Genomic DNA, 12781 nt, shown 5'->3' with positions numbered 1-12781 from the left:
GATTTGAGGGATTATCAATCAGTCTTTGAAAGCGCCGTAACCCACCTTCTTCAAATTTCCCTTCGTTCAAGCCAACTTACATTTTTAGAGATGTCAGCCCAGTAGGGTGGGTTAGGCGCGGCCAGGATTTGAGCGATGATCAATCAGTCTTTAAAAGCGCCGTAACCCACCTTCTTAAAAATTGCGCTCCTGACGACTGAGCTATCATGGCAAAGCGAAAATTCTAAACCATGGAAATTCATGACACAGCCTAACAGTCGCTTTATGAATGAGGCAATTGCTCTATCTGTGATCAGCGTTCGCTCTGGAAAGGGAGGTCCATTTGGAGCAGTGGTTGTCAAGGATGGAGAGATTATTGCCAAAGCTCATAATCAAGTCACCTCCACTAATGATCCCACCGCACATGCTGAAATTGTAGCTATCCGTGATGCTTGCAAGGTCTTACAGACTTTTCAACTGACCGGTTGCGAACTCTATACTAGCTGTGAGCCATGCCCGATGTGCCTCGGGGCGATCTACTGGGCTAGGCTAGACAAAGTTTACTATGCCAATACTAAAGCTGATGCCGCTCAAATTGGATTTGATGACAAGTTCATTTACGAGGAATTGGACTTGCCGATAAGCGATCGCAAACTCCCAATAATTCAATTGATGCCGGATGAAGCGTTGAGAGCTTTCCAAGAATGGCAAGAAAAAATCGATAAGGTAGAATATTAATAATAGGGTTTAGCCTATATAAACATAAAAAAAATACCATAAAATTGAAATACAGGCTAAAGTGAGCTGTTGAGATTGCTTACCTGCTCCCTGCAACCAAAATATCCCGGAGATGGCGAAAGGCAGAACGTGAATCGATGGGAGAGGAAGGTTTTATGGATATCACTGCTAGCGTATTTTCCAGGCAAGACAAACAGCTGGAAACCAGCTTACTACTTCCCCTGCGCAACATTGTGTTACTGCCAGGGATTACGCTGCCAATCGTAGCAGGTAGGCGTCGTTCTGTGGCAGTAGCTGAGTCAACTATGCTGACTGAGCACAAGCAGCTAATTGTGGCTGCGATTCGCCCAGAAGCCCAGGGGCGACTGGAGGAAGACGAAAAAGCTGAAATTAATAGCCTCGAGGAGATCTATCCGGTTGCTACCCTGGCTGTGGTCAAAAAAATGAGCAGGCTACCCATCGGACCAGTGCAACTGATCATTGAAAGTCTCGAGCGAGTCCGAATTGAGCAATTAATTCAGACCGAACCCACCTACACTGTTAACTATCAACTCCTGCCTCAAGTTACTACAGAAACAGCGATCGCAGCAGGAACAGAACAACAGACCCTAGCAGCCCTAACTAGTGCGATTCAATCCCTTTGGCAAGAGGCTGCTATGTTAAATTCCAACTTCCCTGAAGAACTTTTAGCAGTCTTATTACATAGCGATGATCCAGCACAGTTGGCTTACCAGACCTCCATCTTGTTACAGCAGGATGTTCCGGAAATGCAGGCAGTGTTAGAGGAGGAAAACCTGGAGATGCTCTTGCGTCAAATGCTGGCGGATTTGAAGCAGGAGGTAGAAGTCCAGCGCCTGCGTAGAGAAATTCTGGGAGAGACGAAAAAGGAAATTGAGGGGCAGCAGCGGGAATTCTTCCTGCGCCAGCAACTGAAGCAAATTCAAGAGGAATTAGGTGAGCTGGATCCCGATAGTCAGGAAATTGAGGAATTGCGGGTTCGGATCAAGGAAGGCCAATTACCGGAAACTGCCCAAAAGCAAGCGAAACGAGAATTAGCTCGCTTAGAACGTATTGGGAATGCCTCGGCAGAAGGTGGAGTGATTCGCACTTACCTCGACTGGTTGTTAGAGATGCCTTGGAACAAGACGGTGCAAGACAACCTGGATCTGCAACATGCTAGGGAAGTCCTTGATGCGGATCACCATGGCCTGACCAAAATTAAAGAACGTATTATCGAACACCTAGCTACCTTCAAGCTCAAACAAATGGCTTGGACTCAGCAGGATCTCGAAACAAGGGATGCTGAACAGCCACAGAAACTAGATCAGCGCTACACCATCGGTACAGTAATTTGTTTTGCTGGTCCTCCGGGGGTAGGTAAAACCAGTCTAGGTCGCTCGATTGCTCATGCTTTGGGTCGTCCCTTCGAGCGAGTCAGCCTGGGTGGGTTACGGGATGAGGCAGAATTACGGGGTCACCGTCGCACTTATATCGGTGCTATGCCAGGTCGGATTATACAGGCGCTATATCGAGCTGGGGTGAAGAACCCAGTGATTATGCTTGATGAGTTGGATAAGGTGGGCATGGACTATCGTGGTGACCCTGCCTCTGTTTTACTAGAAATCCTTGATCCGCAGCAAAACCATAGTTTCCGAGACCTATACTTGGATTTGGACTTCGATCTGTCCCAGATTATCTTCATTGGTACCGCTAATGACCTATCTCGTGTTCCCCCTCCCCTCATAGATCGGCTGGAGATTATTGAATTATCCGGGTATTCCCAACAGGAGAAAATTGCGATCGCTCAGAAATATCTATTGCCTCGACAGATCGAAAAAGCAGGACTGCCAGCTAATGCTGTGCAACTACCCACAGAAACCCTACGCCAGGTGATTGAAAACTACACCCGTGAGGCAGGAGTAAGAAAACTAGAGCAACAACTAGGGACTCTGTGCCGCAAAGTTGCTGTTCAGTATGCCAATGGTAAAACTGAGCCAATGGCAATCTATCCGGAACAGTTGGAAGCGTCACTCGGACCAAGGCGCTTTCTGCTCGAACAGATCCGCAAAACTACACAACCTGGAGTAGCCACAGGTCTGGCTTGGACTCTCCAAGGGGGAGAAGTCCTCTTTGTTGAGGCTGTCTTTTTACCCCAGGGTAAAGACTTGATGCTCACCGGTCAGCTTGGGGAAGTAATGCAGGAGTCGGCTCAGATTGCTCGCTCCTATGTCTGGTCTCATGCTGCATCTGTGGGAATTGACTTGAGTGCATTCAAAGATAATGGCTTACACCTCCATGTGCCAGCCGGTGCAATTCCCAAAGATGGACCCTCTGCAGGGGTAACTATGGTAACAGCGATCGCATCCCTGTTGATGAATCAATCGGTACGCACGGATACTGCCATGACCGGAGAAATTAACCTCAGTGGTGAAGTACTCCCCATTGGTGGAGTGCGAGAAAAAGTGTTAGCAGCGCACCGGTCTGGTATCACACGAGTGCTATTACCCCAACAGAATCAGAAAGACCTAGTTGACGTGCCGGACGATGTGCGTAGCCAAATGGAATTTATTTTATGCGATCGCATTGAACAAGTGTTGGAGAATGCCCTACTCCAGCAACAGGAAGTAAAATCTCATCAAGATTCACGGGATGGTCATCACAGGATAACTAAACTGTTTCAGATGTTTAGTAATTGAATCCAAGGGATCACTTACTCCAAGTATCGAACGATTCACGGCTCTAAAATAACAACTAGCGCCCGCAACCGGTTTCGACTAATGCTGCTGTGGAAAGATTAGACCGAATCTTGGATTATCTGATGCGACGCCATGGAAAACCCTAAAAGTAATCAGGTAAAAGGTAATTTTGTCAACCCCCTAGCGATTAAGTACCTACCCCTATTTATTACCTACCTAGAAACAAATAGAGATTGCTGGTTGAGTTAGAGTATAGGCTGTGGGATCTAGGATAATTCACTGGCGATTTTATATTTCTTTACAAACTGTCTCAGATGTAAATCAATCGCCCCAAAAAAAATGTGGAGTATAGGCTGTGGGGTGTAGGGGAATTCAAGGGCTATTTCATATTTCTTTACAAACTCTACCGAATGTAAGTGAATCGTCCCCAAAAAATTTAGATAATCTTAAATTTAAGAGCTAGGGATTGGTAGATAAACTAAACTACAGCTATTCAAAGACTATGCTGCCACTATCTTACTAGATTATTGACTAAAATTATTGAATAAAAGTTACCACTTATAATCCTAACCAATCCTTGGCTTTGAGTTTTCAAAGATTCTCCAACAAGTCTCAAAGCACTTAACTAATTAAATTCTCAATTAACTTCTCAACAGTCAACCCTCAACAGTAATAAATCAACCATGGATAATCGTTGCATGATTCCCGTAGTTAGATCTCCCAAAGACTACCAAGCTTATCGTATTAGTCCCCAAGATAAAAATCGCTTAGCTATTGTCTTTGATCCAGACAGTGCTAATGCTTCAATAACATTTTGTGTAGAGATTTTTGAGCCAGGAGGAAAGACTCCGCTCCATTATCATAAAATTGGAGTAGAAATGTTCTATATCCTCAAGGGTCAAGGGCTAGCTAGCTGTGATGGCAAAATCGTTACGCTGCGGACTGGAGATACTTTATTAGTTCCGCCTACAGGAATTCATGAAATTAGAAATACTGGGACTGAGCGTTTATATACCCTGTGCTGGATGGTGCCTAATGAGGACTTTGCTGAACTGGTTCGCAGTGGTACACCGGTTGAATTCGATGAAGAGGATTTGAGAGTGCTTGGGCGTCAAGATGTGTTGGTAGCTTGCTGAATAATTTATGTTGAATAATTAAATAGCTGGATATCTGGAACTGTTAATAAATTCGTATTTAGTAAAATCCCAGAATTGTTCAATCCAGCAATAACAGGACTTACGGAAAACTGGACTCCAAACTCACTTATAGTGTAGGCTTCGTTAAGAAAGCATCTTACTAATAGAAGTAGAGTTACTGCGTAAGTCCTATTGATGAAAAAAAGCTTTTACCTAGGAGTTAGTATTTTTACCCTATGCTGGCTCCTTTCATTTTTTCCAGCATTATTCCCTGAAAATTTACCACCAACTGCTGTGAGAATGCTAGGATCAACCCTTCTCATGGCAGTTTTTTGGATTGCTGAAACTATCCCGATTGCCGCCACATCCATTATTCCCTTGGGTTTATTTCCCTTTTTAGGAATTATTTCTGCTGAAGAGGTTGCTTCCGCCTATGCTTCTGATGTAGTCTTGCTATTTATGACAGTTTTTTTTATTGCTAAAGCGGTTGAAAAATATAACCTACATCAGCGGATTGCTTTCCACATTATTAGCATTATTGGTACCAAACCGACCAGGTTAATTTTGGGATTTATGCTAGCAACAGCAGTATTGTCGATGTGGATATCCAATACAGCTATAACCTTGATGATGCTGCCAATAGCTATCTCTATCATCGAACAAACGGCTCTTGTCAATCCCAAAATTGATGTAGGTAAAACTCTGGGAACTTCGCTAATGCTGGGAATTGCCTACGCCGCTAATATTGGTGGGATTGGCACCCCGATCGGGACGCCACCTAACCTGATATTTCTGGCACAATTAAAAGAAAATTTTCCAGACAATACCCCGATTACATTTTATCAATGGATGATGGTGGGAGTGCCAGCTGTTTTTATATTTATCTTGTTAACTTGGATCTATTTAACGAAAATTACAGTAAAGCTTGATAATAACACTTTATCGTCAGACTATTTTAATATTCCAGACAAAGAAGTCCAGAAACTGGTAAAAATGTCTCAGGGAGAAAAATACGTTGCCATTTTATTTGGGTTAACAGCATTGTTGTGGATTTTTAGGGCAGATATCACCATCGGTTCCTTTACATTAACTGGTTGGGCAACCTATCTGGGGGTGGCTAACTTTGTTCATGATTCCAGTGTGGCTGCCCTAATTGCTGTGATCATGTTTATACTTCCTGTGAAAACAGAGACGGGGGATAAAATAAACCTCCTAGACTGGGAAACCGCTGTAAAAATTCCTTGGGGAATATTGCTGCTATTCGGGGGTGGAATTGCAATTTCTAAAGGGTTTGCTGCGTCAGGATTATCTCAATTCCTAGGGGATAATTTACAAATCGGATTGCAGGGACTTTCAACGGTTTTAATGGTGGTTTGCATCATGTTGGGGTGACTATAAGTTACAGGTTGCAGGTTAGAAGGTTGAAGGTTGGAAAGTTGAAGGTTGGAAGGTTTAAGGTTGGAAGGTTTAAGGTTTGTTAGAGGTGATAGCTTGAAGGTTGGAAGGTTGTTCGCGTAGCGTGGCCTTTTGGCCAAGGTTTGTTAGAGGTGACAGCTTGAAGGTTGGAAGGTTGAAGGTTAAACAAGAAACAGCATCAATGGTAACACGGGATGGAGTGCGGCTGGATGCGGATATCTACCGTCCCGATAGTGCTGGTGAGTTTCCCGTCTTGCTGATGCGGCAACCCTATGGAAGAGCGATCGCATCTACGGTAGTTTATGCTCATCCCACTTGGTATGCTGCCCACGGTTACATTGTGGTGATTCAAGATGTCAGGGGGAGGGGCACTTCAGACGGTAAGTTTGATTTGTTTGCCCACGAAGTGGAAGATGGCTTTGATAGTGTTAACTGGGCAGCCAGTTTACCCGGTAGCACTGGGGATGTGGGCATGTACGGCTTTTCCTATCAGGGGATGACTCAACTGTACGCTGCTGCCAGCTATCCCAGCGCTCTGAAAACGATCTGTCCAGCGATGATTGGCTATGATTTATACAGCGATTGGGCCTATGAGGGAGGGGCGTTTTGTTTACAAGCTAATCTGGGTTGGGCGATACAATTAGCAACAGAAACGGCACGATTGCGGGGAGATGAGCAAGCCTATCAACTGCTGTATGCGGCATCTCGGAATTTACCCCTGTATGACCCAATTCCGGCTCGGCCTCAAATTCTCCAAGACTTAGCACCAGACTCCTTTTATCACGACTGGTTAGACCATCCTCACCCAGATCAATACTGGGAAAAACTATCTCCCAAGGGAATGATGCCGGATGTAGACATGCCCATGTTACATATTGGCGGATGGTTTGACCCATTTTTGCGAGGGACACTTCATTTATATAAGGATATGGCATCTCATGGCAGTTCGCCCCAGCATCTGATCATTGGACCTTGGGCGCACCTGCCTTGGGGGCGTAAAGTGGGAGCAGTCGATTACGGTCCCGAGGCGAATAGTCCCGTTGATGGCTTGCAAGTGCGTTGGTTTGACCAGTTCCTCAAAGGAATTGATACCAACGTGGTTGAGCAACCCCCTATTTCTCTATTTGAGATGGGAACTAATCGGTGGCGTTATTTTGATAGTTGGCCTGATGGAAATCAGAAATCTTATTATCTGGTAACTTCCGGTTTAGCCAGTGTCAGGGAAGATTCTGGAAAATTAGTCCCAGAAGAGTCTCAAGGAATGCAACAGCGATCGCAGACACAGGGAGTATCCCAAATCCAGCATACCTTTGATCTATCCTGTGATCTATTAGTTCATGACCCTTGGCGTCCAGTTCCAGCAATAGGGGGTCATGCAGCCATGCCAGTCGGTTCATGCGATCGCACTTCCATAGATTGTCGCACAGATGTTTTAACCTACACCTCTCCACCCTTAGCAGAAAATTTACATTTGGTAGGGGATGTGCTGGTAGAGGTGTTTTGCACAGCTGATACTCCCAGTTTTGATATCTGTGCAGTGTTGTCGGAAGTCCATCCCGATGGCAGGGTTTACCATGTCACTCAGGGATATGGGCGGGTGAATCCTGGAGACAATACTAATCCGTGGCGTATTCGATTCCAAGCAACTTTTGTGCGTATTGCCCAAGGGAATCAGTTGCGCTTGAGCTTAAGTGGGGCTTGTTTTCCCGCTTATCCAGTCAATTCCGGCACCGGGGCTTTTCCTGGTGAAAGTCGATTGATGGATGCTGAGATTATTACTTTGATAGTGAGTTGTGGAGGAGATTATCCAACTCGTGTTTTATTACCTATTTTTAACTCTGACCCAAAATGAGCGCCATGATCAATTTAGCGCTATAGCTGACAGGTCTCCAAAGCAGCAACTAACTGCTCGAAATGATCCAATGTATGAGTTGCCATAACTGAGATCCGAATTCGACTCGTAGGCACTGTAGGAGGACGAATAGCAGGGGCAAAGATACCAGCTGCTTTCAAGGTTTCCCCAACAGCAAGAGCCTCAGTAGCACTATTTATGGAAATGCAAAGGATAGGTGACTCGGAGGGCAAACAGTTGAGATTAGGCAGCTGTTGAGTAATTAACTGTTTGAGAGTCTCTACATTATTCCTAAGTTGAGCGCACCGTTCTGGTTCTTGTTGGACAATTTGGATTGCTGCCAATGCTGCTGCTGTATCTGCTGGAGATAACGCAGTGGTGTAAATCCAGCTAGGAGAACGATTTCGGAGGAAATCAATTAAAACTGCCGAACCTGCAACATACCCTCCCAAACTACCCAAAGCTTTACTGAGGGTGCCAACTTGAATAATCGTTTCTCCAGTACAGCCAAAATGTTCCACACACCCAGCGCCTGTAGCGCCCAAAACTCCCGTAGCATGGGCTTCATCCACCAGGAGCATACAATTAAATTGGTTTGCCAACCCTAATAGCTCAGGCAAGGGGCATAAATCACCATCCATGCTAAAGACGCTATCAGTAACAATTAAGCAACGGCGGTACTGTTGTCGGTATTGAATCAGTTGACCCTGCAAAGAAGCCATATTGCAGTGCTCATAGTCAATTACCTGGGCTCCGCTCAAAATTGCCCCATTTTTTAGGCTGGAGTGGTTGTACTGATCCCCTAGGATTAAATCCCGTTTCCCTACTAACGCCGCAATCGTACCTATATTTGCCAAATACCCAGAGCTATAGACGATCGCATCTTCAGTTTGTTTGAGAGATGCGATCGCATTTTCCAATTCTCGATGCAGTTCCCGGTGTCCAGTGAGTAATCTCGAACCAGTGCTGCCAGTACCATAGTCCTTAGTAGCAGTAACTGCAGCTGCGATTAAAGGAGGTGAGCCTGCCAGTCCCAGATAGTCATTACTAGCGAAGTTAATCACCTCTCGCCCTTCCAGTTGCACCACAGCACCAGGCATACTTTGTAGAGTTTGTACTGAACGATACCAATTGGCTTTCTCAATCGTGGCCAGGGATAGCTTTAGCCAAGCATAAGGGTCAGTAGACATTAGACATTGTATTTGGTGGTGAGACTTGGGCTTGGTGCCGGTTGAATCTTAATCATCTTTTTTCGCCTTCACCCCAACTAACTCTGGATTGCCATCTAAAGAACCGTATAGGATATTTCCCCTCTTGTTGTCTGGTTTATAGAAAAGTAGTCGTTGCTCCAGTCGTTGCAGCTGCCGTTGAGCTGCTTGTGGATTCTTCGAGTAATACTTCTTCAGGTCAATCTTGAAGTGCCGATTAATTTCTGACCATGGGATATCCCAAAGTTGGTCACCACAAAGTACCTCTAATTCCCATCCCTCAATATCAGTGTCCTTGATGTCTAGCTCAACTTCCCTGGGTTCAACCTCAATCAGCTTGCACTTCTCCATTTTGTTAGGGGAGCAGCTACTGAGTAATGTTACTCCCACAGTCAGCAACAAGAGGATGCTACAGAGTTTGTTATTCAAAAAAGATTTTTGGTAAATTTTCATGTCTGCCACCAAACTTCACGATCCTAATAGTATTGACTCATCATCTAGCAAAGGGAATAGGGAGTAGGGAATAGGGAGTAGGGAATATGGCATCAAAAATTCTCACAATTCCTACACGGATCCCTATACCCCTACTAAATTATAGATTGGATCTGGGATGAATTACCGGAACTGTTAACTATCTATATCTATCAAAATGCAGTTGACAAAATAATAATTTTATGCTAATAAATAGTCGAAATTCACCAGCTATAATAGCTAAGTAAGTCCTGAAAATGAAACATTTTTAAATTCTGGATTCTTCAATTACTAGATTGTAGATCAAACTAGGGTTCTTATGTACTTGTTATGCTAAATAAACAGTCTGGCAAAGGGACTTCGGAGCAGGGACTTCGGAGCAGGGACTCCGGAGCAGGGACTTCGGAGCAGGGAATAGTGGAAAAAGGCCGTATTCAGAAAATTTTGTGAGTTGAATAGCAGAATTTTCCTGTCTTGATTATTGCCCGAGTGGGGGAAACCACGGCAGTTCCTCATGGGGAGGGGCTGGGTGTTAAGACATAACCGCAGGATGGGGGAGCGTTTATAGTCGATAGGTAAAGAGTAATAATTTTAAGTTACATGAAATAAGGCTCCCCTCTCCTTACGGTAATTCAAAGCAAACCTTCGTCCGCACCGCTGTTTGCCCCGTGGAAACGGCAATAGCGAGTGGGGGTTTCCCCCAAGACCGAGCTGCCTCCCCTTTAGCCCCACTGCCTCCCCTGTTCCGAAGCTGCATCGCTTGTAAAGTAAGCTTTATGAGTTTTTTAACTGGAACTTTCGCATAAAAGGTACTGAAGACCCCAAACTAGATATAGAAAATAATCACTGGTCAGTAGTAAAAATTAGATATAGCACTACCCATTAAGGTTAGGAAATTGATACAACCTGAAAAGCTTTTGTAGTAAAATTTTGCCTCTTGCCAATGCCATTGCCCGTAGCGCTATACACTCAATTGAGTGATCATGAGCCTAGCAACGATATCGAAAAAATTAGGGATAGTAACTAACAACTGACCAATCACCTGACCAATTACAAGGAAAACATTCCTTCAAAATTACTCTTTATGAATCATGAGCAAGATAAAACTACCGTTAGCACCGCCAATCTTAGGAATTGCATTAGCAATTGTCAGCTTTAGTAGCAGTATTGCCTTGCCAGGGATTTCAACAGCTAATCCTAGCAATTCCCGGTTGGACTCAAATCAACGTTCTCCAACAGCAGAAGTGGCTCAAAACCACCGAGAGCAAGAGCGAATTACTTCAAGGAATCCACAGCCATTAGGTATCAGTCTAGATTGGGTGCCACCAAATGTACCGGAACGAGGTGTACCCGGTAAACGAAAAGCAGCGGCAAGCCGTGGGGGATGTCCAAAAGTCGAGCCACCTTTGACTGCCTTGGTCCCTGCTAGCCCCACCATTGCCAGTGAGGGTCAAATTGCATCAGAATCGGTTTTCGGCTTAACCGTTGTTTCTCATCCCACCTTCTGGTTTTATGTTCCCTATGCCCTGACACCGGACTTGCCTTTGGAGTTTGTGCTACAAGATGAAAACCATAACGAAATCTACTGGACTAAATTTGTTGCCTCATCTTCCTCACCAAGTGTAGTAGGCATCGAACTTCCATCAACAGTCGCCTCCCTTGAGGTTGGTAAACAGTATCGTTGGTACTTTGTGGTTAAATGTGAGCGACTGGGATCTCCTGTAGTGACAGGGTGGGTAAAACGGATGTCACTCAACCCATCCCTCAAAAATCAGTTAGACCAAGCGACATTAGAACAGAAAGCGATTATCTATGCCAGATCAGGGATCTGGTATGATACCCTTAATGCTCTAGCTAAGCTACGTCAGCAAAATTCTAGCAATGACCTGCTGATCAAGGATTGGGTGAAATTATTGCAGTCTGTTGACTTAGATGCGATCACGCAAGCACCCTTTCTGGAATTTTAAGATCAAGTCGCTCTAATTCCATTACCAGCAAGAGAGTGGGTCATTTCCGGTATTGGTCATTGGTCGAGCCTCCTGTGTATTTTAAGGATGCAAGCATCCAAGCCTTATTTCAGTTCCGGATGAGTTGTACTTTCTTCGGAAACACCCATGTGATTAATAGTAGCGAGTAGCTGGTAAAGACGGCTAACATCTCGTCGATTGAAGTGGAAAACCAGACGGGGGAGTTCAGCGGTTTCATCAGGTAGTTCTTCCGGTAAAACCTGACTTTTCTCAATCCGTCCCTGAACCAAGATATCGCTAAAATGCTGATTTAGCTGTTCAACCTCAGGGTTTGACAACTCAGATTTGAGGCGAATCACGAATTGATCTCTGACATAGCGGCTAGAGTGATAAACCCGGTAAAACCGATTAATGGTTTCGTAAGCCACATCTAAGTTATCTGTGATGGTATAGAGACTGGAATCCTCTGGCCTGATCAAACCCCGTTGCATGAGGTGCTTGTGAATATAAGCATCCCAATCTTTCCAGTAGGTGCCACCAGGTTTATCAATCAGTACTAAAGGAGTTGGTTCTAATCGTCCTGTCTGACAAAGGGTTAAAGACTCAAAGGCTTCATCCTGAGTACCAAAGCCACCAGGAAATAAGGTAAGCGCATCCGTTTCCTTGATGAAAAATAGCTTGCGAGTGAAAAAATACTTGAACTCAATTAGCTTGGGATCCCCTGCGATAAACGAATTTGATCCGTGCTCAAACGGTAGTTGAATATTCAGACCAAACGAATGCTTAGAGCCAGCACCTTTGTTTCCTGCCTCCATAATGCCACCACCAGCACCAGTCATTACCATAAATCCCTGCTGGGTTAAATGATAGGCAAATTCAGCTGCCAGCTGATATTCAGGAGTATTTGGGGCAAGGCGTGAGGAACCGAAAATGGTAACTTTCCGAACATGACGATAGGGATAAAAAACTTGAAATGCCCGCTCCATATCTTCTAGAGAAGCGGTGATTATTTTCCAGTCCAGACGGTCAATTTCTTCCCCAGTTAGTCGCACTAGCACTGCCAGAGACCGTTTGATCAATTTACGATTTTCTAGATTAGGTAGCTGGTCAATCAGTGTTGCTAAATCCGTTGACAGTGAGTTGAAGCCATCCGCAGAAGGAGATAGGGTCATATCGTATCCAGTTGACTACTTATCATTAAAGGTTTTTCGTCAATTGAAAATTGAAAATTGAAAATTGTCAATAGTCAACTCGCTTGACCTTTGGTCACGCTTCGCGAACGCTCCAATTCAAAATTAAAAATTATTAATTCAAAATG

9 protein-coding genes are annotated in these 12781 nt (G+C 44.6%); 6 read left to right on the top strand and 3 right to left on the bottom strand.

Features of this window, described 5'->3' with window-relative positions:
- Positions 1-240 precede the first annotated feature (240 nt).
- From LYNGBM3L_RS10855 to LYNGBM3L_RS10835, 5 genes are all read left to right on the top strand, one after another.
- Entirely contained in the window at positions 241-717 is a 477-nt protein-coding gene (locus LYNGBM3L_RS10855) for a nucleoside deaminase (protein ID WP_044492630.1), read from the top strand.
- Between the two features lie 155 nt (positions 718-872).
- Positions 873-3413 (top strand): endopeptidase La, encoded by a 2541-nt coding sequence (gene lon / locus LYNGBM3L_RS10850; RefSeq protein WP_044492647.1) that lies wholly within the window; start codon positions 873-875, stop codon positions 3411-3413.
- A gap of 683 nt (positions 3414-4096) precedes the next feature.
- Complete coding sequence (locus LYNGBM3L_RS10845; protein ID WP_008182370.1) at positions 4097-4549, top strand: cupin domain-containing protein; 453 nt, start codon at positions 4097-4099, stop codon at positions 4547-4549.
- A gap of 195 nt (positions 4550-4744) precedes the next feature.
- On the top strand, positions 4745-5941 hold the full coding sequence (locus LYNGBM3L_RS10840; RefSeq protein ID WP_008182369.1) for an SLC13 family permease: 1197 nt from the start codon (positions 4745-4747) through the stop codon (positions 5939-5941).
- 205 nt (positions 5942-6146) lie between these two features.
- Entirely contained in the window at positions 6147-7817 is a 1671-nt protein-coding gene (locus LYNGBM3L_RS10835; RefSeq protein WP_044492644.1) for a CocE/NonD family hydrolase, read from the top strand.
- Between the two features lie 20 nt (positions 7818-7837).
- Here LYNGBM3L_RS10835 and bioF read toward each other — a convergent pair whose 3' ends face one another.
- Positions 7838-9007 carry an 8-amino-7-oxononanoate synthase gene (gene bioF, locus LYNGBM3L_RS10830; RefSeq protein WP_008182365.1) on the bottom strand — a complete coding sequence of 390 codons (1170 nt, stop codon included), beginning with the start codon at positions 9005-9007 and terminating at the stop codon, positions 7838-7840.
- A 48-nt stretch (positions 9008-9055) separates the two neighbouring features.
- Positions 9056-9487, bottom strand: a complete 432-nt coding sequence (locus LYNGBM3L_RS33855; RefSeq protein ID WP_137985829.1) for a hypothetical protein — start codon at positions 9485-9487, stop codon at positions 9056-9058.
- A 1100-nt stretch (positions 9488-10587) separates the two neighbouring features.
- Between LYNGBM3L_RS33855 and LYNGBM3L_RS10820 the strand changes: the two genes are divergently transcribed.
- Positions 10588-11463: a DUF928 domain-containing protein gene (locus LYNGBM3L_RS10820; RefSeq protein WP_008182359.1), complete on the top strand. Its 876-nt coding sequence runs from the start codon at positions 10588-10590 to the stop codon at positions 11461-11463.
- A gap of 104 nt (positions 11464-11567) precedes the next feature.
- Here LYNGBM3L_RS10820 and LYNGBM3L_RS10815 read toward each other — a convergent pair whose 3' ends face one another.
- Entirely contained in the window at positions 11568-12635 is a 1068-nt protein-coding gene (locus LYNGBM3L_RS10815) for an LOG family protein (protein WP_008182356.1), read from the bottom strand.
- Positions 12636-12781: the final 146 nt, after the last annotated feature.

The organism is Moorena producens 3L, assembly GCF_000211815.1.
Classification (GTDB): domain Bacteria; phylum Cyanobacteriota; class Cyanobacteriia; order Cyanobacteriales; family Coleofasciculaceae; genus Moorena; species Moorena producens.
This window is presented reverse-complemented; position numbering and strand designations above follow the sequence as displayed.

What these genes read in the sequence shown, in the direction of transcription:
- LYNGBM3L_RS10840 (WP_008182369.1), top strand. Translation starts at nt 4,745, where the DNA reads ATGAAAAAAAGCTTTTACCTAGGAGTTAGTATTTTTACCCTATGCTGG.
- bioF (WP_008182365.1), bottom strand. Translation starts at nt 9,007, where the DNA reads ATGTCTACTGACCCTTATGCTTGGCTAAAGCTATCCCTGGCCACGATT.
- LYNGBM3L_RS10820 (WP_008182359.1), top strand. Translation starts at nt 10,588, where the DNA reads ATGAGCAAGATAAAACTACCGTTAGCACCGCCAATCTTAGGAATTGCA.
- LYNGBM3L_RS10815 (WP_008182356.1), bottom strand. Translation starts at nt 12,635, where the DNA reads ATGACCCTATCTCCTTCTGCGGATGGCTTCAACTCACTGTCAACGGAT.
- lon (WP_044492647.1), top strand. Translation starts at nt 873, where the DNA reads ATGGATATCACTGCTAGCGTATTTTCCAGGCAAGACAAACAGCTGGAA.
- LYNGBM3L_RS10845 (WP_008182370.1), top strand. Translation starts at nt 4,097, where the DNA reads ATGGATAATCGTTGCATGATTCCCGTAGTTAGATCTCCCAAAGACTAC.
- LYNGBM3L_RS10835 (WP_044492644.1), top strand. Translation starts at nt 6,147, where the DNA reads ATGGTAACACGGGATGGAGTGCGGCTGGATGCGGATATCTACCGTCCC.
- LYNGBM3L_RS10855 (WP_044492630.1), top strand. Translation starts at nt 241, where the DNA reads ATGACACAGCCTAACAGTCGCTTTATGAATGAGGCAATTGCTCTATCT.